This is a genomic window from Agrobacterium sp. 5Ca39, from assembly GCF_055382365.1.
In genome coordinates this window covers 1,307,654-1,330,101 of the sequence record NZ_AP026436.1, presented here as the reverse complement: position 1 = coordinate 1,330,101, position 22,448 = coordinate 1,307,654, and the positions used below count along the sequence as shown (strand labels likewise).

34 protein-coding genes are annotated in these 22,448 nt (G+C 57.3%); 29 read left to right on the top strand and 5 right to left on the bottom strand.

Annotation, left to right across the window (positions count from 1 at the left end; all coding sequences use genetic code 11):
• Positions 1-253 precede the first annotated feature (253 nt).
• From ACZ47E_RS06560 to ACZ47E_RS06505, 12 genes are all read left to right on the top strand, one after another.
• On the top strand, positions 254-1,390 hold the full coding sequence (locus ACZ47E_RS06560) for a DUF2213 domain-containing protein (RefSeq protein ID WP_464016944.1): 1,137 nt from the start codon (positions 254-256) through the stop codon (positions 1,388-1,390).
• A 15-nt stretch (positions 1,391-1,405) separates the two neighbouring features.
• Positions 1,406-1,861: a structural cement protein Gp24 gene (locus tag ACZ47E_RS06555; protein WP_464016943.1), complete on the top strand. Its 456-nt coding sequence runs from the start codon at positions 1,406-1,408 to the stop codon at positions 1,859-1,861.
• Between the two features lie 12 nt (positions 1,862-1,873).
• On the top strand, positions 1,874-2,821 hold the full coding sequence (locus tag ACZ47E_RS06550; RefSeq protein ID WP_464016942.1) for a DUF2184 domain-containing protein: 948 nt from the start codon (positions 1,874-1,876) through the stop codon (positions 2,819-2,821).
• A gap of 12 nt (positions 2,822-2,833) precedes the next feature.
• Positions 2,834-3,241 (top strand): hypothetical protein, encoded by a 408-nt coding sequence (locus ACZ47E_RS06545; RefSeq protein WP_037093815.1) that lies wholly within the window; start codon positions 2,834-2,836, stop codon positions 3,239-3,241.
• A 52-nt stretch (positions 3,242-3,293) separates the two neighbouring features.
• Positions 3,294-3,683: a DUF4054 domain-containing protein gene (locus tag ACZ47E_RS06540; protein WP_107341704.1), complete on the top strand. Its 390-nt coding sequence runs from the start codon at positions 3,294-3,296 to the stop codon at positions 3,681-3,683.
• Positions 3,684-3,691: 8 nt separating this feature from the next.
• The gene (locus ACZ47E_RS06535) at positions 3,692-3,967 is read left to right on the top strand and encodes a hypothetical protein (protein WP_464016941.1); all 276 of its coding nucleotides are present in this window, start codon (positions 3,692-3,694) and stop codon (positions 3,965-3,967) included.
• Positions 3,903-4,373 (top strand): hypothetical protein, encoded by a 471-nt coding sequence (locus ACZ47E_RS06530; RefSeq protein ID WP_464016940.1) that lies wholly within the window; start codon positions 3,903-3,905, stop codon positions 4,371-4,373. The genes ACZ47E_RS06535 and ACZ47E_RS06530 overlap by 65 nt, the downstream gene beginning before the upstream one ends.
• Positions 4,370-4,708: a phage head completion protein gene (locus ACZ47E_RS06525; protein ID WP_464016939.1), complete on the top strand. Its 339-nt coding sequence runs from the start codon at positions 4,370-4,372 to the stop codon at positions 4,706-4,708. The genes ACZ47E_RS06530 and ACZ47E_RS06525 overlap by 4 nt, the downstream gene beginning before the upstream one ends.
• 247 nt (positions 4,709-4,955) lie before the next feature.
• Positions 4,956-5,441, top strand: a complete 486-nt coding sequence (locus ACZ47E_RS06520; protein WP_464016938.1) for a phage neck terminator protein — start codon at positions 4,956-4,958, stop codon at positions 5,439-5,441.
• 24 nt (positions 5,442-5,465) lie between these two features.
• Positions 5,466-6,608 (top strand): DUF3383 family protein, encoded by a 1,143-nt coding sequence (locus tag ACZ47E_RS06515; RefSeq protein ID WP_464016937.1) that lies wholly within the window; start codon positions 5,466-5,468, stop codon positions 6,606-6,608.
• Positions 6,609-6,621: 13 nt separating this feature from the next.
• Positions 6,622-7,056, top strand: a complete 435-nt coding sequence (locus tag ACZ47E_RS06510; protein WP_454686834.1) for a phage structural protein — start codon at positions 6,622-6,624, stop codon at positions 7,054-7,056.
• Positions 7,049-7,486: a phage tail assembly chaperone gene (locus tag ACZ47E_RS06505; RefSeq protein ID WP_464016936.1), complete on the top strand. Its 438-nt coding sequence runs from the start codon at positions 7,049-7,051 to the stop codon at positions 7,484-7,486. Before ACZ47E_RS06510 ends, ACZ47E_RS06505 begins: the two co-directional genes overlap by 8 nt.
• A gap of 177 nt (positions 7,487-7,663) precedes the next feature.
• Here the strand turns inward: ACZ47E_RS06505 and ACZ47E_RS06500 are convergent, their stop codons facing one another.
• On the bottom strand, positions 7,664-8,149 hold the full coding sequence (locus ACZ47E_RS06500; RefSeq protein WP_464016935.1) for a thermonuclease family protein: 486 nt from the start codon (positions 8,147-8,149) through the stop codon (positions 7,664-7,666).
• Positions 8,139-8,378, bottom strand: a complete 240-nt coding sequence (locus tag ACZ47E_RS06495) for a hypothetical protein (protein WP_111814200.1) — start codon at positions 8,376-8,378, stop codon at positions 8,139-8,141. The genes ACZ47E_RS06500 and ACZ47E_RS06495 overlap by 11 nt, the downstream gene beginning before the upstream one ends.
• A gap of 57 nt (positions 8,379-8,435) precedes the next feature.
• Here ACZ47E_RS06495 and ACZ47E_RS06490 point away from each other — a divergent pair, with 57 nt between their 5' ends.
• The 10 genes from ACZ47E_RS06490 to ACZ47E_RS06445 are packed head-to-tail and all read left to right on the top strand — an operon-like array spanning position 8,436 to position 16,724.
• Positions 8,436-10,178, top strand: a complete 1,743-nt coding sequence (locus ACZ47E_RS06490) for a tape measure protein (RefSeq protein WP_464016934.1) — start codon at positions 8,436-8,438, stop codon at positions 10,176-10,178.
• Positions 10,178-10,750, top strand: a complete 573-nt coding sequence (locus ACZ47E_RS06485) for a phage baseplate protein (RefSeq protein WP_464016933.1) — start codon at positions 10,178-10,180, stop codon at positions 10,748-10,750. The genes ACZ47E_RS06490 and ACZ47E_RS06485 overlap by 1 nt, the downstream gene beginning before the upstream one ends.
• Positions 10,750-11,067, top strand: a complete 318-nt coding sequence (locus ACZ47E_RS06480) for a phage baseplate plug family protein (protein WP_111814196.1) — start codon at positions 10,750-10,752, stop codon at positions 11,065-11,067. The genes ACZ47E_RS06485 and ACZ47E_RS06480 overlap by 1 nt, the downstream gene beginning before the upstream one ends.
• Entirely contained in the window at positions 11,068-11,955 is an 888-nt protein-coding gene (locus tag ACZ47E_RS06475) for a phage protein (RefSeq protein ID WP_464016932.1), read from the top strand.
• Entirely contained in the window at positions 11,955-12,611 is a 657-nt protein-coding gene (locus tag ACZ47E_RS06470) for a Gp138 family membrane-puncturing spike protein (RefSeq protein WP_464016931.1), read from the top strand. Before ACZ47E_RS06475 ends, ACZ47E_RS06470 begins: the two co-directional genes overlap by 1 nt.
• A complete protein-coding gene (locus ACZ47E_RS06465; RefSeq protein WP_269833503.1) occupies positions 12,608-12,973 on the top strand; it encodes a hypothetical protein in 366 nt (121 codons plus the stop codon). Before ACZ47E_RS06470 ends, ACZ47E_RS06465 begins: the two co-directional genes overlap by 4 nt.
• A complete protein-coding gene (locus tag ACZ47E_RS06460; RefSeq protein WP_464016930.1) occupies positions 12,970-13,869 on the top strand; it encodes a hypothetical protein in 900 nt (299 codons plus the stop codon). Before ACZ47E_RS06465 ends, ACZ47E_RS06460 begins: the two co-directional genes overlap by 4 nt.
• Before the next feature lies 1 nt (position 13,870).
• Positions 13,871-14,578, top strand: coding sequence for a baseplate wedge 1 family protein (locus ACZ47E_RS06455; RefSeq protein WP_464016929.1), 708 nt, complete (start codon positions 13,871-13,873; stop codon positions 14,576-14,578).
• A gap of 11 nt (positions 14,579-14,589) precedes the next feature.
• Positions 14,590-15,873, top strand: coding sequence for a hypothetical protein (locus tag ACZ47E_RS06450; protein ID WP_464016928.1), 1,284 nt, complete (start codon positions 14,590-14,592; stop codon positions 15,871-15,873).
• Positions 15,870-16,724, top strand: a complete 855-nt coding sequence (locus ACZ47E_RS06445) for a hypothetical protein (protein WP_464016927.1) — start codon at positions 15,870-15,872, stop codon at positions 16,722-16,724. Before ACZ47E_RS06450 ends, ACZ47E_RS06445 begins: the two co-directional genes overlap by 4 nt.
• Here the strand turns inward: ACZ47E_RS06445 and ACZ47E_RS06440 are convergent.
• Positions 16,721-17,752, bottom strand: a complete 1,032-nt coding sequence (locus ACZ47E_RS06440; RefSeq protein WP_464016926.1) for an acyltransferase family protein — start codon at positions 17,750-17,752, stop codon at positions 16,721-16,723. The genes ACZ47E_RS06445 and ACZ47E_RS06440 overlap by 4 nt on opposite strands.
• A gap of 47 nt (positions 17,753-17,799) precedes the next feature.
• Here ACZ47E_RS06440 and ACZ47E_RS06435 point away from each other — a divergent pair, with 47 nt between their 5' ends.
• Positions 17,800-18,441, top strand: a complete 642-nt coding sequence (locus ACZ47E_RS06435; RefSeq protein WP_464016925.1) for a DUF4376 domain-containing protein — start codon at positions 17,800-17,802, stop codon at positions 18,439-18,441.
• Here ACZ47E_RS06435 and ACZ47E_RS06430 read toward each other — a convergent pair.
• Both ACZ47E_RS06430 and ACZ47E_RS06425 read right to left on the bottom strand, forming a co-directional pair.
• Positions 18,434-19,396, bottom strand: coding sequence for a glycosyltransferase (locus ACZ47E_RS06430; RefSeq protein WP_464016924.1), 963 nt, complete (start codon positions 19,394-19,396; stop codon positions 18,434-18,436). The genes ACZ47E_RS06435 and ACZ47E_RS06430 overlap by 8 nt on opposite strands.
• Complete coding sequence (locus tag ACZ47E_RS06425) at positions 19,393-19,593, bottom strand: hypothetical protein (protein WP_464016923.1); 201 nt, start codon at positions 19,591-19,593, stop codon at positions 19,393-19,395. Before ACZ47E_RS06425 ends, ACZ47E_RS06430 begins: the two co-directional genes overlap by 4 nt.
• A 100-nt stretch (positions 19,594-19,693) precedes the next feature.
• Here ACZ47E_RS06425 and ACZ47E_RS06420 point away from each other — a divergent pair, with 100 nt between their 5' ends.
• Genes ACZ47E_RS06420 through ACZ47E_RS06395 form a run of 6 tightly spaced genes read left to right on the top strand, consistent with a single transcriptional unit; the run spans position 19,694 to position 22,448 of the window.
• A complete protein-coding gene (locus tag ACZ47E_RS06420) occupies positions 19,694-20,407 on the top strand; it encodes a peptidoglycan-binding protein (RefSeq protein WP_464016922.1) in 714 nt (237 codons plus the stop codon).
• A 22-nt stretch (positions 20,408-20,429) separates the two neighbouring features.
• Positions 20,430-20,756, top strand: a complete 327-nt coding sequence (locus tag ACZ47E_RS06415) for a cell wall anchor protein (protein WP_464016921.1) — start codon at positions 20,430-20,432, stop codon at positions 20,754-20,756.
• Between the two features lie 2 nt (positions 20,757-20,758).
• Complete coding sequence (locus ACZ47E_RS06410; protein ID WP_464016920.1) at positions 20,759-21,259, top strand: hypothetical protein; 501 nt, start codon at positions 20,759-20,761, stop codon at positions 21,257-21,259.
• A gap of 13 nt (positions 21,260-21,272) precedes the next feature.
• The gene (locus ACZ47E_RS06405) at positions 21,273-21,542 is read left to right on the top strand and encodes a hypothetical protein (protein ID WP_464016919.1); all 270 of its coding nucleotides are present in this window, start codon (positions 21,273-21,275) and stop codon (positions 21,540-21,542) included.
• Positions 21,539-21,760, top strand: a complete 222-nt coding sequence (locus tag ACZ47E_RS06400) for a hypothetical protein (RefSeq protein ID WP_182590506.1) — start codon at positions 21,539-21,541, stop codon at positions 21,758-21,760. The genes ACZ47E_RS06405 and ACZ47E_RS06400 overlap by 4 nt, the downstream gene beginning before the upstream one ends.
• Entirely contained in the window at positions 21,753-22,448 is a 696-nt protein-coding gene (locus tag ACZ47E_RS06395; protein ID WP_464016918.1) for a sunset domain-containing protein, read from the top strand. The genes ACZ47E_RS06400 and ACZ47E_RS06395 overlap by 8 nt, the downstream gene beginning before the upstream one ends.

Below are 22,448 nucleotides of genomic sequence, written 5' to 3'. Positions count from 1 at the left end.
TTTGTAGTGTTCGTCGGTCAGGCTGAAACCTCGTCGTAATGATTGAGATACATGTAAGCTAAAAACCCGCCTTCGGTGCTCGCGTCGAACATACAGTGGAACCACCTTTTGCCAGGAGGCTCCTCATACACGGCGCCAAACCGACATCCAGTACCTTTTAGAAGCTTTTGAACCCGAGGCATCTCTGCTGACGGTATCTTAAAGCAGTGTTCTTTTGCCGCCATCATCAACCTCTTTTGAGGAACGAACCATCATGCAATTTACCGACGCTGTAAAGGTGTCCGGCACTCGTCGGACGGCCGACGGATATCTTATTGCCGAAGCCAAGTCGGTTCGCACCGGCATCCAGCTTTATTCCGGCGACGAGGTGGGAAAGCCGTCCATGCCGATCGTGCGGGTATATCGTCCAGCCGATCAGGTATTTGCTGATGCCAGCCTCCAGAGCTTCACCCACGCCCCGGTGACAATGAACCACCCCGACGAGGCGGTGACGGCCGATAACTGGAAAGAGCTTGCAGTAGGCGAGGTCAGCACGGCTGCGAAGAAGGATGGCGAGTGGGTTCATCTCCCGCTGATCCTCAAGGACGCAGCGGCTATTTCCGCAGTCGAGGACGGCAAGCGAGAACTCTCCGCCGGTTACACCTGCGAACTGGTCTGGGGCGACGGCGTAACGCCCGACGGCCAGCAGTTCAACGCCACCCAGACAAACATCAAGATCAATCATCTCGCGATCGTGGATCGGGCGCGGGCTGGTTCTCAAGCTCGCATCGGTGACGGTGCGGTTAACTGGGGCGCAAGCCCTATCCCCCTCGTAGATGAGAAAGGAACTCGGTCGATGACGAACCGAACCCTCATGGTTGACGGCCTCTCGGTCGAGTTGGCTGACAAGGACGCCCAGATCGTGCAGCGCGCGCTCGACGGCTTCAACAAGAAGATTGCGGATATGGAAACGGCTGCGGGCGAAGCCAAGGCCAATCTTGCCGCGAAGGATCAGGAGATCGGCACACTCAAGGCTGAAAACCAGAAGCTGATCGACGCACAGATCAAGCCGGAAGACATCGACCGCCTTGTTGCGGACCGGTCTGCCCTTATCGAGCAGATCAAGGCCATCGACAGCCGTATCGAGATCAAGGGCTCCGACGCCGATCTTCGCCGCGCAGCGGTCAAGTCCAAGCTCGGTGACGAGATGATCAAGGATGCTTCCGACGACATGATCACCGGCATGTTCCGGGCGATTGCCAAGGACGCCAAATCTGCTGACCCCTTTGCCCGCGTCGTTGCTGACGGCGTCCGGCAGACTGGCGATGCACGCACCGAGTCCGAAAAGGCTCGCCAGGATCGCGACCAGTCGCTGCGCGATGCATGGAAAAACACCGGCAACGCGGCTTAACAGGAGAACAGTTCAATGCCTGCTGTCCAGACCACTTATGATGCTGTTCGCCCTGTCGGCTACGCCGGCATGATCGCGAATGGCGAAACCAGCAACCGCATTTCCCGCACCGTCGAGGATGCGACAGCGATCGGCTTCGGTAAGCCGGTCTTCCGTGGCACCGGTGACCATGGCGTCACTGCCACGCCTTCCGCCGCCCTGATGGGTATCACGATCGCCAACTATGCCGCTCCCGCAGTGGCTGCGACCGGCGTACAGGCGGACTCGTACCCTCAGTATTCCACTGCGGGCATCCTCACGCAGGGCGTCATCTGGGTGCAGTCCAGCGTGGCTGTCGCTGACGGCGATCAGGCCTATGTGACGTCTGCTGGCGCCATCACCAACGTATCGACCTCGAATACCATCCTTACCGGCTGGTTCTTCCAGGACACGCTCAGCGCTGCCGGTCTGACCCGGCTGGCGAAGCGCTAAGGAGGCGCGAACATGCAGAAGATTGACTTCACCGACGCACAGGCCGCGCTTGGCTTCGTCACCCCTGCGTTCTACAACATCGAGCGCACGGTTTATCAGCGGAAATACCCGAACTTCGACTATGCCTCTCTGATCCCTGTGGTCACCGAAGGCAGTGAGTGGGCGCGTGGCACGCTGTTCCGCTCCTCGGACGCCGCCGGCAAGGCGGAGTTCCTGAGCGGCAAGGGCTTCGATATGCCCTATGCCGACGTCACCCGGGATCAGTTCCTCAAAGGCTTCGAGCTGGCCGGTATCGGCTACGAGTGGTCGCTTGAAGAGGTGCAGGTCGCCGCGCTCGAAGGACGTCAGCTTGGCCCTGAAAAGGGCGAGGCAGCCCGCGCCATTGCTGAACAGTTCCTCTGGACCACAGCAATGACCGGTCAGGCGGAGAAGGGTTGGACTGGTCTTGTCAATGACCCGACCGTTCCTGCAACCACCGCAGCGGCGACGGGTACGGGCTCCACGACTACCTGGTCGACAAAGACCCCGGAGCAGATCCTTGTGGATATCAACTCCGCAATCGAAGGGATCGTGACCTCCACCCAGGAAGTCGAGATGGCTGATACCATCCTGCTTCCGTTCTCCCGGTTCAACGCCATCGCAACCCGCCCGATCGGCAATGCCGCCGATAAGACGATTGCGACCTTCCTTCGTGAAAACAACACCTACACGTCGGAGACCGGCCGCCCGCTTACGATCCGCACCCTGCGTGCGCTCAACACTGCCGGCTCCGGCGGTACGGCGCGCATGGTGGCTTATCGCCGCGATCCGGAAGTCGTTCGCTTCCACCTGCCGATGCCACACCGGTTCCTGCCTCCTTTCCAGAAGTCCTCCATGACCTGGGAAGTGGCCGGCATCCTGCGCACCGGTGGCACGGAAATTCGCCTGCCGAAGGCTGTTTCCTACATCGACGGCATCTAAGGAGATCGTCACATGACCAAAATCACGAACGTATCTCCCGGCCCGCGCGGTCTGCACACAGCCGAAGGTCTCGTCTTCCTTGACCCTTATCAGGTCTGGGAGGGCGAAATCGAAGCCGGCGCCCTCAAGGCAGCGCTCGACACTGGCTGGTTTGCCAAGGGCGAGAAGAAAGCGCCAGGCGACGAGGGCGACAGCGAAGAGGTTATTGACCTCAAGAAGCAGGTTGCCGATCGCGATCAGCAGATCGCGGAACTGCGTACCAAGCTTGAAGCTGCCGAAAAGGCAGTCTCTGAAGCCGGCAACCAGCCGACCGAAATGGATGACCTCAAGAAGCAGGCTGATGAACTCGGCCTTCAGTACCCGGGCAACATTTCGAAGGTGAAGCTGAAAGAGCTGATCGACGCCAAACTGGCGGAATAACGACACCGCCTCGGCTGGAAACGGCCGGGGCTTTCCTCACCGGAGTTGAGATATGCCTTATGTTCAGCCAACACCGGCGACATTCAAAGCCCGTTACCCCGAGTTTACACCGGTCAGTGACGTGCTCATTCAGCTTATGCTCAACGAGGCATTTGACGAGGTCGGAGACACTTGGCTGGAGCGCGATAGGGCAAGGGCTCAAATGCTCCTTGTCGCTCACAGGCTGACGTTGGAAGGCGAGCCAGACCGCACCACTTCTGGAAGCGGATCGGCCGGTATCGGCGCCATAAAGCGAGACAAGGTGGGCGATAGCGAAACAGAGTTCTTCGGGGTTTCCGGCTCCGATGGCAGCAATTCGGCCGCCGGCTATTCCCTGACAGCCTACGGGCGAGAGTTTCTAGCTTTGCTCAGAAAGAATTTCCCGGCTGTGGCCGTGGTTTGAGGTGTCCCATGAAAATTCGAAACACCAGCGACGAGCGCCAAGCAGTGCACACCACGACCGGCGTTGTCTTCATCCATCCCGGCAAAACGCGTGACGTTGAGTTGAGCGAAGCTGGCGAAAAGCTTGTTCTAGCGTCATCCGACCTGCGGACCTATGCGGCGACATCGCAGAAATCCACAAGGAAGCCTAAGGAAGCGGGCGAGCACCTGGAGAGCGTAGATGTTCACAGTGAAGATCAGGCGCAATCAGCGGGTCAACCTGAAGGCGGTAGCGGCGAAGCTTAAAGGCCCGTCGCAGATCAAGGTTGGTCTCCCAAAGGGCGAGGCCGACCAAGACAATATCATGAAGGGCATCTGGAACCACTTCGGGACGCGCGGCGGTGCCTCAGGAGGTGGATGGGGGGGCCCGATCCCAGAGCGTCCATTCCTGTCGAATGCCATGCGGGCGAACCGAAACGCTTATCGAAGCGCCATGAAGTCGTCGGCATCGAAAATTCTGCGTGGTGAAGTCCCGCTGCGGCAGGTGCTGTCTAAGCTCGGCATCAAGGCGCAAGGCGATGTGCAGGCGGAAATCACCTCTCTCTCCAGCCCGCCGAACAGTCCGGTGACGATCGAGCTAAAGGGCTCCAGCAACCCGCTTATAGACAGCGGCGAAATGCGAGCGGCCATAACCTGGAAGATTGACGAATGACCAGACTGGCAGGCTACGGCATTGATCGGCGTGCTTGGACGGTCAGCCGAACCACTGAAGCGCCAGGTTACTACAATGACAATGGCGAGTGGGTCGACGGAGCGACGACAACAACCGACATCAGGGCCGTTGTGCAGCCGGTCAAAGGCGCACAGCTGATGGATATGCCGGAAGGTATCCGCACCGAGGCTGGCTGGGTCATCTGGAGCCGCGCTCTAATCGCCCTCGATGACAGAATTACGAGCAAAGGCATCAATTACCGTGTGTTGTTCGTCTGGGACCGTGAGCAAGACGGGGAATTTTATCGCGCAGCATTGGGGAGGCTGAAGCCATGAAGAGAAGCCTTTCGCTTGTTCGAGATGCTTTACTGGGGCGAAAGCTGCCTGAGACGCCCGCTGGCCAAATGAATATGGCTTTGGCGCGTCAGTGCCCACCGTCAGACGCTGCTATCCTTATCAGCTTCAATGATCGCGAATGGGATGCGATGCGGGGGTGGTGCAAGTCAAACAGCATGCTTTGGAATGGAGAGGACATCGCTGCACCGGTGGATTTGCTGCCAAGCGTTGCAAAAGCGGTGTCAACATGACCGATGATGAAGTCCACAGCGCGATTGTTCGATGGGTGAAGGCCAAGACAGGCCAGACCACCATCAAATCCCATCAGAGTGGCCCAACGCCGAGCGGCAAATACTGCATGGTCAACATGACCGGCGCAATCGACGTGCGAGAGCATCAGATCACGACGGATTATGCCGAAACTGCTGGCCAAGTATCGGCGGCGCCCGTGATGGAGCGCGAATGGCGTTTTTCAGTCCATGCTTATGGCGCAACGCCTACCGATACGCTTCGACCGATCCTTTCCGCCCTGCAAATCAGCCAGGCGATGGAGCCGGCCTATCCATCGCTGATTATGCATGAATCTTCGCAGATCCGGCATGTGCCAGACTGGATCAACAACGCATGGCAGCCGCGGGCACAGATGGACCTCATAGTTCGAGGCATCACCCGTGACGCCCACAACATCGATGTGATCGAGCAATACAGCTTCGACATCGGCCGAACTGACTAACCCCAAACCAGAAAGGAAAACGGTATGGCCGTCCTTCCGTACAGCAGAGTTGTCGACGTACAGCTCTCGCGCAATGATGCCTTCCCGAGCCGCCGTGGTTTCGGGACGCAGCTGATCATCACCACCGAAACAGTCGCCGGCAAGGTCGATACCACGAAGCGCACCAAGCTTTATGGCTCGATCGAGGAAGTCGCGGAAGATTGGGCGACGACGACCAGCGCGTATAAGGCCGCTCTCTCTGCTTTCTCGCAGAACCCACGCCCGCGTCAGATCAAGATCGGCCACGTTGCCGACGATGGCACGATGACCTCTGCCGAACTGCAGGCGCAGCTTGATCTGCTCTACGCCTATGACAGCGACTGGTATTTCCTGACCATTGCGGCCAATCTGCGCGACGTCGCCGCACTTCCGGGCCTCCTGCCTTGGGTTCAGGCAAAGCCCAAACTCGCCATCATCGACAGCAACGACGTCGATACAGAAAACCCGGCAGACACCACGTCAATTGCTGGCGGCAACAAGGGCGATTTCGATCGCGCCGGTGTTTTCTACCACACCTCGGCAGCAGCATATCCTGCTGCGTCTCTGGCTGCCTACATGCAGACGCGCAGCTTTGATGACGCCAATACCGCATACACGGCGAAGTTCAAGAACCTTCCCGGCGTGCCGGCTGTCAATATCGGCTCCGCAGCGCTCACCGCCGTTACTGGCTTCACCCCTGGTGTTGGTCAGTCCGAATCCGTCGGCAACATGGCGAACACATTTATCGACATCGGAAGCCGAAATTTCGTTGTGGAAGGGTCGACGCTCACCGCGAACGTGTTCCTTGATGAAATTCACACGACAGACTGGATCATCGCGCGCACCGAGGAAGAGACCTTGGGCATCCTCCTCAACAATGCCCGCATCAAGTTCGATGACAGCGGCATGCAGATGCTCGCTGGTGCCGTTCGCACAGTTATGCAGCAGGCAACCAGGGCGGGGCTGATCGCAAGCGACCTTAACCCCGAGACGGGCGAATATGAGGCGGCGGTTCAGATCACTGTCCCGAGCGTCTTTGATGTCCCAGAAAGCCAGCGTAAGGCTCGCATTGCTCCAGCGATCGAATGCCGCTTCCGCTACGCCGGCGCGGTCCACTACGCCGTCGTGCGCTATCAGATGACGTTCTAAGGAGGGCTGAACAATGCCAATCACTTCCGCATATGGCTTCGTCAACACCTCCAACATGGTGGACGGCCAGCTTATCCAGGGCCTCTGGGATGGTGACGACGCTATCGTTGTCGCCCCACTGGCGGACAAAGGCACGATGCTGATCGGCGCCGACGGCTCCGCTCTCTTCTCGGTATCGGCCAACAAGGGCGCGACTATCACGCTGCGCCTGATGCACACCAGCCCGACGCATCGGCTGCTCACACAGAAGCTCAAGCGTCAACAGGCGCTCGCGTCTCCGAACGCAGCTTTCCCGGTTACTGTCTATGACACGTCGAGCGGCGAGGGGGGTACGGCCGACAAGTGCTTCATCCAGACCGCGCCGAATGACCAGAAGGGCACCAACGCCGTCGTGCGTGAATGGGTTCTGGTGACAGGCGAATGGACGCCGGAGGTTCCGAATGGCTGAGCGTAAGATCGGCGCCATGACCGTCAAGGTTGATCGGCCTCTGGCAACAGAGGCCCTTCGCCTACAGGCTCGGCTTATGAAGGCGGCCGGCGGCATCGCTGACCAGTTGCCGGTTATCCTCGGTGACCTCCAGCAGGCGAACACGGAAGAAGGCAAGCGACAGGTTGGCATCAAGGCTATCGGCTTGCTGACGGATGTGTTCGACCGTCTCGACGCTGAAGAATACACCCGACTGGTCGGTGACATCATTGGCCTGGCGAAAATCCAGCGTCCTTCCGGCCACTACGAACAGGCCGATCTCGACGGCGACTTCTCCGAAAACCTTGGCAACATCATCCCGGTGTGCGCTTTCGTCCTGAAAGAGGTATTCGGCAGTTTTTTCTCCGGCGGGCAGGGCAATGGACGCCCAAGAGCGGCGGCGGTGGGTTAACTGCCGCCCAAGCTCAACGCATTGCCCCGAACCTTGATATGTGGCTCTGGCGGCCGATCCTGTCGGACCCGCCAGTTTACACTCAGGCCGATCTGCGTCGATGGGTAACGCTGGAAGACGTGATGGACGCGCACGAGGCCTTAGACCTCAAAGCGGCCATGCAAGAGAAGGCAGTGCCTAGTCGCACCTAGAACCGCGGACAACGCAAGGCATCTGAAACTCACCAGACCAGACGCCGCGCTGGTTGGCCTTTGCCTCGCGTTGTTCGTCGGCATACCGGCCCTTGGAATACTTGATCCAGTCTACGGCATGCCCGCTTCGGACCATCCAGCTATTGACGTCGGCGCCGTCTGCGCGCCGGCAGACAGCCACGACCCGGTCATAACTCTTTCCCTTGGGGATGCAGAATGTCGGGCGGGACTGCGCAAGGAACTTGTCGAGAGCATCAGCGCTCACCCGGCCGCAGCGGTAGGCTTCACCAGATGCGGTGCGGCATACTTGACCAGATTCAGGGGCGTCAATGCCATCAAACCGGATTCGCTGGCCCGCGATCTCGATAGTGTCTCCGTCGACAACGGACGCGCGGCCAGCGATTTCAGTCGCGAAGGCTGGAGCGGCAAAAAAGGAAAGTGCAGCGAGCAGAACGCCAAGCTTACTTGGCATGGTCGACGCGCACCTTGTTGAAGAAAGCGCTTTTGGTTCGGGCCCCGCACGACGGGCAGCGATATGAACTGAGGCCGCTCGAGAACGACACCAGTATCCAGACGATGAGCCAGAGGCCGAACGTCAGGAGCGTCAGGACAAGGTGCAGGAGGTGATTGGGCTTCGTGCGCTCAGCAAGGACGTACTTGTTTTCCTCTGGGCAGTACATCCGCTTCTTTTCGATACCCATTTCATCTCCGGCTTCGGTTCGATGCTGGGCGACTAGCGACTAGTAGGAACCCAACGAATGGTCATTGATGAATTAATTGCCGTACTTGGGTACGATATTCAAGGTGAAGCCGATCTAAAACGCTTCAATTCCGGTCTGGATAACGCTGCAGCTGGTCTGACGCGCTTTGCATCGATCGCAGGAGCAGCCGCAGCCGCGGCTGGTGCAGCGCTAACGGCTGGCCTCGGATTCCTCGGCAAGGCGGTGATCAGCACAAACGCGCAGTTCGAAGCGCTGGAAACTACCCTTGTCACCATTGAGGGATCGACTGAAAAGGCGCGTCAGTCACTGGATTGGGTTGCCGAGTTCGCTCAAAAGACTCCGTATGACCTGAAGCAGGTCGGTGAGGCATTCGTTCGCCTGCGGGCTTATGGTTTGGACCCTACGACCGGCCTGCTCGAAAGTCTTGGTGACGCATCTTCCGCCATGGGCAAGGACCTGATGGCAGCGGTTGAAATGATCGCGGATGCTTCGACGGGCGAGTTTGAGCGACTGAAAGAGTTTGGTCTTCGCGCGTCACAGGCTGGTGACCAGGTGACGTTCTCCTGGACGGAAAACGGCAAAGACCTCACCAAGACCGTGAAAAAAAGCGGCGCCGAGATTACTGGTTTCATCCGCGAGCAGTTCGGCAACCGTTTCAGCGGCGCCATGATCCGGCAGTCGAAGACGTGGAACGGCATGATCTCCAACCTTGGGGATAGCTGGACGCGGTTTCTCTACAAGATCGGGCAGGCTGGTTTCTTCGAAGTCGCGAAAAACAAGCTTGGCGACCTCATGGACGCCGTCAACCGCTTCTCCACCAGCGGAGCGGCCCAGAAGCTGTCAGACGCGCTGAGCAAGACGTTTTCGGCTGCTGTGGACGTGTTCAGTGTCGTGATTGAGCGTGCTGTTCGGCATTTCACGTTCCTCTCGGAAAATATCGAGAAGGTGAGGCCGTATCTGACCGCGCTCGGCGTGGCGATGGGTGCGCTCTTTGCCTGGACGTTTCCGGTTGTCACGGCTTTCGCTCTTGCTGGGCTCGCAGTCGAAGACTTCCTGACTTGGCTTGAGGGCGGCGATAGCATCATCGGCCAGTTCATTGAGTGGGTGAAGAAGCTTCCTGAAGCCTTCGGCTCAATCAATTGGCAGGACATTGGCCGTCTGATGGCGCGGGCTATCATAGATGGCCTGTCAATGGTCTGGGGCATGGTCTCCGATGGCGCGACGACGTTTGACTGGTCGTCAACCGGGCTCACCATAGCAAACGGCATCTGGTCAGGCCTGAAGGCGCTCGGCAACTACCTGCTGGGCTTCTGGTCAGAGATGGGCAACGCAGCTGCGACAGCCATTTCCAGCGCCATATCAGCGGCGGTCCCAGAGTGGGCGAAAAACCTGTTGGCCGGGGGCGGCGAGGGCGTCGTTTCAAGCTACAGCGGCTCCAATGACAACGGCAAGGTCAATCTCGATCTAGATAACGCTCGTCTTGCGCGCCGCGCGGGTCTTGGGCCTTCTCCAGGCAAGGTGGCTGATGACCTCGATATCGGCGTTTCGAATGCTCGTAGCAACATGGCCAAGATGAACGCGGCTAATGCGACTCAGAGCATCGAAAACACGGTCAACGACAGCCGCAACCAGTCGGTGACAGTACAGGTCGGTGGCGTAACGGTTCAAGGTGTTCAGAACGTCACCCCGCAGGTTGGGGCGGCGGTAGGGCAGGCGGTAGGAAACGCATCTGCAAACGCGGCAACACCACCGGCACGATTGGTAGGAGGCGGGCTCTGATGGCATCGATCATCGCATTTTCATCTGCCATTGGTCCTGTTCCTATCAGTTGCGTGCTGTCCGAACGGCACACCTCGGAATTGGATATTACCGAGATACCCATCGAGACCGGCGCCAAGATCACCGATCATGCGGTCGTTATGCCGAAGAGGCTAGGCCTTGAGATAGCGAACGATGCGGCAACCGCATCTTTCAATGCTCTGGTTGCTTTTCAGGAAAGCCGAGTGCCGTTCTCGCTGGTGTCAGGGCTGAAGGTCTACAACAACCTGCTGATCAAGGGCATCTATCCCGATCGAGACGCAACTTTCTCGACGGTTTTGAGAGCGCGGGTCGAGCTTCAGGAAGTGATCATCGTCGGGACGTCTTATGCGGCCGATCCAGATGGTGACAACGCTGAGCGGGGTAAGGCAGGCGGCACCAAAAGCACGAAGGCCGCGGCGCCAAGCCCTAACGCCTCAAAGGGAGCGACCACAGCGGACAGGGCTTCCGGCACAGTTCAGCGCGGCGATGCCGGCGTGACGACAGCGCCGGCGGCAAACAAGTCGATCCTCTCAAACGTCTTTGGTGGGTAATGAACAGGTTTGAGATACTTGATCAGGCCGATCAGCAGTTCGGGACGATAATCGACGGCCGGCGCATTACGCTCCGCGTCCGGTACAATCCATCGTCTGATCGCTGGTCTTTCGACCTTTCGATTGATGACAAGCCCGTCCTTCAGGGGCGGCGTATCGTGACAGGGATTGATCTTCTCGCGCCGTTTGATTTCGGGCTTGGCGTCATCTTCGCCGCGTCCGTCACCGAAGGCGCGGAGCCTGACCGATCGGCATTGCCGGCGGGCACAGTTCGCCTTTTCCATGCAACGGACGAGGAAGTCGCGGAGGTTCAGTAAATGGCTCTGCAATATCTTCGGAAGGTAAGGGCGAAGTTCAATGGTGGGTATGTCGTCAACCCTGGCAACAGCACAGTCGACCAGATCAAGATCGCTTTCCAGATAACGAAGGGCATATCGAGTTCCGCGAACTCGGCAGACATCACCCTCTTTAATCTGGCCGAAAGTACTCGAAATAGCATCGGGAAGGAACTGGACACGATCACCCTTGAGGCCGGTTATATCCCGCCAGGCGAAAGCGGGAACGTCGGCGTGATATTCAAGGGCGCTGTGCGTGACGTAGAGCACCGTAGAGACGGCCCGAATATCATGACCATCATTTCCTGCGGCGATGGTGACAAAGCTCTCAGACGAGCAACCATAAGCAAATCCTTCCCAGCCGGAACACCGGTCAAGGAAGTGGTGGATGAAATCGCCAAGCAGATGGAGAAGCAGGGGGTAAGCCGCGGCGAGTTCAAATATCCAGAGGATCTGGAAAGCAAGACTTTCAAGCGCCCATATGCGGCGTGCGGCTCATGCTCCAGAGAGATGGATACGATCGGCCGAGGGAATGGCTTTTACTGGTCCATCCAGAACGAAACGATCGAGATCATCCCCGGGAATGGGTATGTGGGCAGCGTCACGCTGATCACACCGGAAACCGGCATGATTGGAACTCCGGCAATAACGGATAACGGGGTGCGGGTCTCTGCGCTTCTAAACCCCGAGATCAGGCCGAACCGACGTGTGCAGCTTAAAAGCCAAACGCTCGAAATGAACGCGGATGACGGAATCTATCGGGTGTCGACCGTCACCTATAGCGGCGACAACCACAATGGAGACTTCAAGGTCGACATCACCGCCGAGGCAATCAAAGGCGGGAAGGTTGATGAAGGGGTGAAAAAGTAATGCCAGGCTATATCGGCAAGACCACAAACACCCCTCAGGATTTGATCGGCCAGTTTGCGCAGGCTGAAAAGGACGCAACCTGGGGCCCTATACCCGGCGTGACAACCTCCGCGTGGAATGGGCGCACCGTCAACGTGAAGCCGCTGTACAAGCCGGTAGTGAATGGCGAGCAGCTGGACATGCCGGAACTGTTCGAAGTGCCTCTGGATCAGCCCATGACCGCAAACGGCGGCATGACGTTCCCTATCCCGGTAGGTACGCCGGTAATGCTGACTCCTCAGATGCGGGCGATGGATGGGTGGGAAGAAGGCGGCGATGCCACACCAACCGACGCCAGATCGTTCCACCTGTCGAATATGCGCGCGTCGATCTCAGGCGGGGAGAGCCTTTCGCAGGACATCCCCGGCATTGATCTGGAGAACTTCCACCTCCGGGCAAACGGATCGGGCTCGTTCGGCTTCAAGGCATCACCGGACGGCAAGTTTCAGATGAATGGCGCCGAGGGCGATTTTCTCGATGTCCTCGCGCAGGTCTGTGAGATTCTTGCCGTGTTGACGACAACGGTGTCGTCCGGCTCGTCAACCGGCATCTGGCCAATAACGCAACAGGCGGCTCTTGCCGCGCTTGCCACAAAGCTGAGGGCGATGGTTCTATGACGGAAGTCCGAATTGGCCTTGCGATCGATCAGGCCAGCAATGACCTGTATCTGGCCGCAGACGGCAACCTGGCCGTGGCGACTGATGCCTTGGCTGTAGGTCAGCACGTCCGCCAAAGGCTCCAGACGCACGCGGAAGAGTGGTTTCTGGACACGACATGCGGCGTTCCTTGGCTCGACCAGATACTTGGCCGCCAATATGACCCGGCGTTGGCCGAGAGCGTCGTCAAGGCAGAAATAATGAACACCGATGGGGTTGAGGATATCACCTCGTTCTCGGTTGGCTTCGAACGCAATACGCGAGGCGTGATCATTGATGAGGTCAACGTGCTCACGATGTTTGATGAAGAGGTGCAGATATGACGGATTACGGCGTAGTCAGCACCGGATTTTCGCGCAAACCCCTGACGGTGATCCTTGCTGAGCTGGAAGCGGCGAACAACGTCACCTTCGGCCCCGGTCTTATTCAGACTTCACAGTCTCCGATGGGCCAGCTGAACGGTCTAAGGGCAGATGCGATCACTCAGGCTTGGGAAATAGGGGAGGAGGCTTATCAGTCTCGCGACCCGGAACAGGCGGAAGGCATCAACCTCGATATCCTGGCCCGTCTGCGCCTGATCTCGCGCGTGCTGGGCGAAAGTGACGAGAGTTTGCGCCAGGCAATCACCAACGCCGGCGTAGCCAACACGCGCGATGCTGACTTCTATCGGGCTGTGCTGAACGTCGACGGCGTCATGTGGGCGAAGATTTACAGCAACGACAGCGGAAGCACCGATGCAAACGGCATCGCCGCTCACTCGGTCAGCGTTGCGGCTCTTGGCGGTTCGGATGAAGAAGTGGCCACGGTCGCGCGGCAATACATCGTCCCGGGCATATCGAGCTACGGCAACACGGTGGTTTCGACGGAGATTGACGGCTTCTGCCGGTCTATCAGCATCATGCGGCCGATCGAGACGCCGATAAAGCTGGCCATCACGGTTTCAAAGCAGAACGGCGCCGACGGCTGCCCGCCTCCATCGAACGCAGCAATCGCTCAGACGCTGTTCGCGGGGCTCACCGGTGCCAAACGGCCGGCGAACGGGCAGGACATCACGCTGCACATGATCCGCACGATTATCTCCTGCGTCTATCCGAACGTGGAAGTGACGGCAGGGCAGGGTGCGCTGATTGCCAATGCTCTTGCAGCACTGCCCTTGGCCATTGACTTCGACAAGATCGCAACGATCACGCTTGCCAACATCACAGTGACGGCGGTTTGACATGGAGTGCCCAGATAAGAGTGCCTTTGTCGAGGAGCGGGTCGATAAAATCCTCACCCAATACAGGGAGTCGCCCAATCTTCTCTCCATCATCCGCCAGGACTTGGAGCAAATCGCTGATGCGGTTATCGAGACCTGCGAAATCCCCTCGAAGTTCGATATTCTCGACGCGGCGGGAGATCAATTGACCATCATCGGGCGCCAGCTTGGTTGGCCCCGGTGTCACTGCATATGCGTTCCGGTGCCGGTGTTTGGCTTCTCGTGCGGCGTGACAAATCCAAACCAGCCGATCGTCGGTCTTTGCGAGGGTGGCGTCTGGTCTAACTGCCAAGAAGCTGGCACGGGCGATATCTGCCTTGATGATGATGAGGTCTACCGTCGGTTCCTGCTGGCCCGTCGCTATCAGGTGCGCCAACTCTGGGATATCGACAGCCTATCGGCCGCCGCTCAGCACCTCTGGGGCGACATGGCAACCGTCACCAGCCTCGGCGGCGCGCGCGTTGCTGTTTCGCCGGGTCGGACGCTGACGACGTTGGAACAGATCATGCTCCCGGTGTCGTTCCGGGTTCTTCCGCTGGCTCCTGGCATTACACCATACATGAGTCTCCAGACAGGCAAGGTGTTCGGCTTTGGCGCTGGCTGGGGCGGCCTCTGCGACGGCTCATCATGGCTATGCCCAGAGCCAATCGATCCATATCTCTGCAATTAAAGGAAACTCCCATGGTCTATACAAACGGTGTTGTTCCGTGGAACAGCCTCGATGACAACACTCGCGTGCCTTTGGCATCTGAGTTGCAGAGCGGCTACCCTTGCGGCGAGGCCGATCAGGAACTCTTCAACTGGACGGCGGGTTGGCCAATCGGGCAGATATGGAACGTGCTTTTGTCGGCCGGCATCACGCCTGACGCGACAAAATTACTCCAGCTTTCGCAAGCGATTCAGTCCGGACGGCTGCTGTATGCCGTCGCGGGCGGTACGGCTAATGCTCTGACAGCGACCCTTGCACCGGTGCCCGCATCGTTGGTCGATGGAATGATGATCAACGTCAAGGTCGCGACCACAAACACTGGCGCTGCGACCTTGAACGTCAACGCCCTCGGAGCAAGCCCTATCCTATCTCTGAGAGGCACCCCGGTGGCTGCAGGCGACCTGCTAGCAGGCACGGTTGTGACGCTCATCCGCAACGGCTCCAACTGGTGCATGGTGAACGTCGAGTCATCGGCATATCGCAGGCGGTTGAATGCAGACACCACCTTCTACGTCGCCACCACCGGTAACGATAACAACGATGGTTCGGTCGGATCGCCGTGGAAGACCCTAACCAAGGCTTCCAATTACCTGCAGACGCAGATCGACCTGAACGGGTTTACGGTCACGATTAATGTCGCGAATGGCACCTACACCGATCCGTTCCAACTCGCAGGCTATGTTCCCGGTCAGACCGGCCCAACGAAGATCCAGGTCGTTGGCAACGTAGCAAACCCGACGTTGTGCTTTGTAAATTGCGCTACCGTGTCACCATTTGGTGCGTCCTATGGCGCGGCATTTCAGGTCAAGGGGTTTCAAGTAGCTGCCAGTTCGATTGTCGCTCAGAATGGGTCCGGCTTGTATGCTTCGAATGGTGGAACGCTCAGCTACGAGAGCATGGCATTTAATGCCTGTGTCTATGCTCATGTGTTGGCGGAACTCGGCGGGTACTGTGTTGCGTCAGGTTCGAACACGATCAACGGAAACTGCTCTACGCATTTGTTCGCCAAAGACAGCGGGACGATATCTATAACTAGCAGAGCAACTACTCTCTCTGGCGGTCCCACATTCAACGGCGCGTTCGCATCGGCCGAAAGCGGCACGATAGAAGCTGCAGCAGCAAGTTTCAGCGGAGCGGCAAACGGTCCCCGATATTACGCGAACGCCAATGGGGTGATCAAAACCAATGGTGGAGGCGCTAACTTCTTCCCTGGAACAGCCGCTGGAAGCACGAACGCTGGAGGTCAATATCTATGATATATTCGACAGCGCCATTCATCCATAAATCTCCGCTGGAGATGTGGGAGAAATCTTCCTTTATATATGGTGGCAGCCTCTACCGAGCTGAGTTCCGACGTCAATGGACCGCGTTCGTCGGGGTGTCGATCATCATTGAGAAATATCATGATGCGCTTGACACTTGGCAGACGATCGCGGAAATCCCTTTTTCTGGGTGCTTGGGGTGCGCTTACAGCGAATCCGGCCGAATATTTATATTTGCGGCGACGACACCAGTCTCCGGCTCAAACAGGATTATGAGGTGGGAAATTGATCCCGCCACATGGACCATCCCAAACCCACCTCAGTTCGTCAGGCAATCATCTGGCGGTTACCAGTTCTTCAATTCATCAGTCTGCGCTGGACCTCACGGATATATTCTGGTGTATGAAACGAATGAGGCATCGCCCTTCTCGTTTCGTTTTCTGCAGTCGTCAGATTTGGAAACTTGGCAACCCATCGGAGATCTGTGCAATCGGGATTTCTATGCCGCATGCCCGACGGTCTGTTACGCGGAAAATGGGTGGTATATGGTCACCTATCTTTTCTGCGTCGGTGGCAAATACATCACAGCGATGGCACGCACGAATGACTTCATCCATATCCAGTCATTCGGCGGCAACGCACACCTGACGGCTTTCCAGCAGCTTCTGGCGCCTGACGCCCAAGGTGAAGGAATAAATACATCAGATGTCGATTTCATCGAGTGGAATGGAAAGGTGAAGTTCAATTATCTGATCGGTGACCAATCGACATGGGGCATCAGCAACGAGGCCGAGTACGACGGGAGCCTCATCAATCTATACCATGAGTTCTGGCCAGATTCTTAAGTTGCCAATCCAACCCGAAGCTTCTTGCTCGGGTATCCCTGCCGGATCTTACGGTCGAGCGCGTTGCTAACAAGGCAGAGAGGTGCCGACGCTACTATCGTGATGGTAACGACTAGGAGTGGATATGGGATTCCTGAAAATTGCAGCGCGAACAGCACGGGGATGTGGATCAGGTAAATCATGTACGACATGTCACCGAATCCTTTTTCTATTTTCCCTTTGAATGTCTCCAGCGTCAGCGGCGCTCCCAAAGCGATCGTTGGCAGAAGCAGCCAATTTACTGATGAGGGGAGCAGGTCGAAGATCATGATCCAAATTGCGATAGTGACGACCAGGCTTCTCCCGATGAGTTTGGGGGCCTTTTTCGCTGCCGGCACAAGAAAATAGCAAAGTGATCCTGCAGTAAAATACATCAGGGTAACGGGGAACACTCGAAAATTCCACGGCTCTAAATCTCCAAGAAGCTTGACCAAAATCAACCGAGAGGCGACAGCCAGAAGAAAAATACCGGCCAGCTTGAGGGGTGACCGACATACGAAGGGGGCTAGGAGATAAAACATTAGTTCAATCGACAGCGACCAAGATTGAGGCAGTGCTAGCAACGTCGTTGTTGGTGCCGTCTGGAACTTCAATGGGACCACTTCCAAGCCTGTTGGCGGGCCATCCAAGAAAAGGACTAGGTCCGAACCGAAGATCGTAAAGTTTGCAATATACGCGAGGATCTTCGCCCCGAGCGCCGTTTCCCCCTGCCAAATTCGGTGCAGAAGATTGTCGTTGCAAAAATACATGGCGATCAAAGCGCACAACAAGGCCACCATGTAGCCTGAGTAAATTCGGGAAAATCGGTTCCAGTAAAATCGAGAAGTGGATGTGTACGTCTCGTTGAGAACGAGCGCCATCAGGAAGCCGCTCAAAATGAAAAACGCTTGAACGGAAATTTCTCCTCCGGTCATCAGCCCTACGCCGTATAGCGGGCCAGCATGAGCCAGGACGACGGAGACAGCTAACAAGAAACGAATGTAGCCCACGGATGATACCTTCTGGTTGAAGCTGATGTTTCTCGCAAAAACCGAGGATGGGCAATACCACTGACACCTCTAAATCAAGAGACCCTCAAATGTTTAACCCTCGTGATTGGTATTGGCTGCGCGATAACGGAGCCATCTATTCTTCCGCTCGTCAGACGGTCATTTCTGAAGACGACGCAAATTACAAAGATTGGATAGGTCGCGGTAACGCGGCGACACGTTGGCCGGAGGACGAGAACGGCCAACAGACTGATGACGCTCTCACAGATGTCTTATCTCCGTATGGAATTTCTGTAGCGGCTACGCCAATCGATGCCGTCCGACGGGCAAAAATTATCGAACTGTCAGCCCGGTGCGAATCTGAGATAACGTCTGGCTTTATTTCTGAGGCCCTCGGCGCCGCCCACACATACCCGAGCGGCGTCAAAGATCAGATTAATCTGATGGGTTCTGTGACTGACAGCCTTATCCCAGATCGGCCGGCAGACTGGAAGACACCGTTCTGGGTTTGCGATGAGCGGGGACAATGGTCATTCAAGCCGCACAGCGACAGTCAAATCCAACAGGCTGGCCGAGATGGGAAAGAGCATGTCGTGAAATGTCAAGCGACACTGGAATCCCTGACCAATAAAGTCGCGGCCGCCAAGTCACCGGCGGCGATAAGTTCTATAGACTGGCCGGTCACTTAAACAGCAGTCGCCAAGGCTTTTTGTATTTCAGAAGCTTGGACTCTAGGAAGGTGATACGGTCAGACATCTCCTGCCTCGACCGCTCTAATTCGGCATGAACGGCATCGCGTTCAGCCTTCAGCGCTTCGCGTTCGGCGTCGAAGTCCTTTACCGCCGCAGCAAAACGAGCTTCGCAGTCCTCATAGGCTTCCTTGTAACTGTTTGATGAGCCGGTCTGCCCGGTGGTTGGTATGCGTCCAGTCATCCCATCGCTCCACATAGGCCCGTCATAGTCTCCCTTGAAGCGGAGAGCGACGGCATGGGCTTCATCGAGTTGCTTTTGGTTGGACCCGTGAGAGATGTTGCCATCCATGTATTCGAGAATGATCTCGTCATCGACATGGGCAAGGAAAGCGCCGTCTTTGGCGAGTTCAAGGAGCAGTTCGTAATCCATGCACGTCTTGTTTTCGGGGTTGTGCTGGTATTTTTCAAAAACGCGGCGGCGATAGAAAATAGTCTGCAGGTCGGTGATCGTGCCGTGCTTGAGAAGGTTCTCGACGGAGATCGTATCGACCGGCGGCGGCCGGCGGATCAACTGCCGCTCTTGCACGAAGCACAGGTACTTGTTGAAATACACGCCATCAAAATCAACCAGTTCGGCGTACGTAGCAACCTTGGACAGTGCGCCGGGAAGCAGAACGTCATCTGATCCCATAAAACCTTTGATGTCACCGGACGCGGCTTTGTTTCCGATGTTGACGGCGTCAGAAATTCCCCGATCCGGCTCCTGAACCCAGAGGACATCAGGGCGAGCCGTAAATTCTTTGATGATCTCGTGTGAGCCGTCAGTTGATTTCGCGTCAACGATGACGAGCTGCTTCTCTTCGTGGTCTTGCGAGATGAAAGAGGAAATGGCGCGACGCAGGTACTTTTCGCCGTTGAAGTTCGGCAGAATAACGGAAATCTGCACGGTCATCTCGCGGCTCTGAACTGCTCAGTACCAGGCATATCGTAAGGAATACGATGGTCGTTTTGCACGCGGCGGCGGATCTCCGCCTCATGGGCATCGACCATTTCGTGATCCTTGATGGTCGCGAACAAGTCACGTCGCGCCAATAGTCTTTGAATTTCTTTCACGCCGTCTTTTAACGGCACGCCAAGTTCACGTTTCATTTGGACCCCCAGAGTTTCCGGCACGCTATCCGAATGGCTGGCTTTCCTCAAGTAGCGCTGGCGTAGCCCGGCACCCATAACCCACAATCAGGACATCGCTATGAACTTTGAACAGTGGCTGCAAAGCCGGCTGACGGCACACGGCTATCCTGTTGGCGTCATAGACGGGAAGCTCGGGCCGATCTCTGTGGCGGCCCTAAAGGCCTTCCAGAGCGCGAAGGGCATACCGGCTAGCGGTATTGCCAATGAGGCGACAGTTTCCGCTCTCCGCCTCTCTTCGACCGCTTCTGTGCCTGCGATCCAAGAGCGCGCGCAGGTTCCAGAGAAGGAAACGTTCCAGCCGTCAAAAACGGTGTGGCCCCGTCAAGCGGATGTCCCAGCATTCTTCGGCGCCGTGGGGCAGAACCAGACCAGCATCGAAATACCTTTCGACACGTGGCTGGCGTGGGACAAGGGCACCCGGATCAAGAAGATTACGGTTCACAAGCGGGTAGCCGAGTCCGCAGAGCGCGCGTTCCAGAAGATTGCCGGCACCTATTCCTCTGCCGAGCGCAAGAACATCGGCATCGATCTGTTCGGCGGATCTCTCAACGTTCGCAAGATGCGCGGTGGCTCCAGCTACTCGATGCACAGCTGGGGCATCGCGATCGACTTCGACCCGGAGCGCAACCAGTTGAAATGGGGCCGCGACAAAGCCCGCCTTGCAAAGCCCGACGCTGTTTCCTTCTGGGTGGCGTGGGAAAGCGAGGGATGGCTGTCTCTGGGCCGCGCCAAGAACTACGACTGGATGCACGTCCAGGCCGCCCGCCTTTAACCCCTTCATCAAAGGAACAATCATGTTCAAGTCTCTGCTCATTGTGGCGGTGGCAGCCTTTGGCTTGTCCGCATGCCAGTCCACCGGATCGATTGATACCGGCATTCGCAACAGCCTGCCGCAGGTGTGCTCGGCTGGTGAAACTGCCTATGCCGTGCTTCAGCCATTCATTGTGGCCGACAAGCTCAAGCCGAAGACCGCAGCAGCCGCACAGGCGGCCTACGAGAGCCTTCAGGCACTGTGCGCGAACAAAGACACCGCAACGCTCGGCACCACGCTGGTGGCGGCCTCTGCGGCGTATCTGACGATCACGCACGCAATCAACCAAGCACAGAAGGCGGGAGGCTGATCATGGCACGCATCTGGTATGTCATTGCCGCGGTGATGGCTTTCGCTTGCATCCTGACATTCGTCTTCGCTCCTGCATGGGCGCAAGACGCTGGACCGGTCATAGCACCATCGTCCTGGCTTTATGAGGTGTGGACAATCGTGCAGCCTGTCATTGTGCTGCTGGTGTCTACCGTCGGTCCGGTGCTGGTGACATGGATTAGCGCCCGCCTGATTGCTCTCCTCAAAGTGACGGACGAAAAGCAGCGCGTCGAGATCGAAGCCAAGCTTCGTGAGGCCCTTCACCAGTCGGCCGCTAATGCCATCCGGTTTGCTTTAAGCAAGGCGGGTCTCCCGAATGTCGGTGGCGTCATCAACGACACGATCCTGGCCGAGGCTTCGAAATACGTCATCGAGAAGAACCCGGAAGCGATGCAAAAGCTCGGCGTCGACGCCAAGGGTCTGGAGGAAATCATTCTCTCGAAACTCCCTGACCTGATCAGGCAGACCGAGAAACCATTTTGAGAGGAGGGCGGATATGCCTGATCCTGTTCAGCTGTCCGCCTTCGACAAGCTTCTGGACTATGGCGTCCTCGGGATTGCGATTGTCTTCCTGATCGGCGCAGTGATGTGGCTGACGAAGAAGCTATTCCAAACGCAGGACCAAGTATTGGCAGCCAAGGAAGCCCATAAGGACGACGCGATCAAATTCGCGACCATGACGGAAGTCCTTAAAAACCAGATGCAGACGCAAGCGGAACTCATGAAAATGACGCTTGAGGCCCTGCAGGATAGGGGGCGTACATGAAGCTGAAAACCTTCATCCGCCGCATGAGTGGGAATTACCGGCCAAATCGGCACGCACAACTCGACAGTGAGATCAGCGAGGCTCGGGAGAGCCTGCGGCTTAACTCAATCGCCGTCGAATCGGGGGCGCGAGCCATTGACAGAATGAAGTCCGACGTCCTGGCGAATATGACAGGGATGCTGCGGATGGTGCAGAGGGCTGATCAGAACAATGAATAATCCGCTTCTTTTGTGGACGGTGGCCGCGAACATCCTTTATTGGACCGTTGGCTTTGCGAGCCCGAACCCTTTCATCTCCAGCGCTTCTTCGCTCTTTCTGCTTGTCTCCAGCGCGATTATGTTCCTGCGCTATTTCCCGACCGCCTATGACGTTCTCATCCATCAGCAGAGAGACACAGGGCAGGGCGGGGAAGGTAGCCATGTCGGCGTCTATGGCGCGACACTGATCGCCGCCGGCTCCTGCTATGTGGGTCTGTTCGGATTCCTGTGGGTTCTTGCTGGACAGCCTCAGGAGTGGCTTGGCACAGCCTACTCCGGGTATGGGCGCGCGGTATCTGGCGCCGGGTTCGTGCTGATGGCTTTCAGCCCAACCATCGCGAGCGGCACTTTTCGGCCGGCAAACATTCTGATGATCATCATGCTGATTGTCGGGATTGCGATTGCTTCGTTCTTTGTGGGCCGGATCACCCAGCCAGAGCAGGCGTCTTACTGGCTCAGCATCAAGGGAAGGCTCGTAAATCGGCCAGTCTGCCCTGAGGACGAACCGGTGTTCGGCACGGACCGCAGGATCTACCACACATTGGAAAGCCCGTACCGCGGAATGGTGATTCCGTCGTGGTGCTTTTCCAACCCCGAAGAAGCCGAGACGAAAGGCTTTCGCGCTCCGAAAGGATTGGCCGCCAATTGA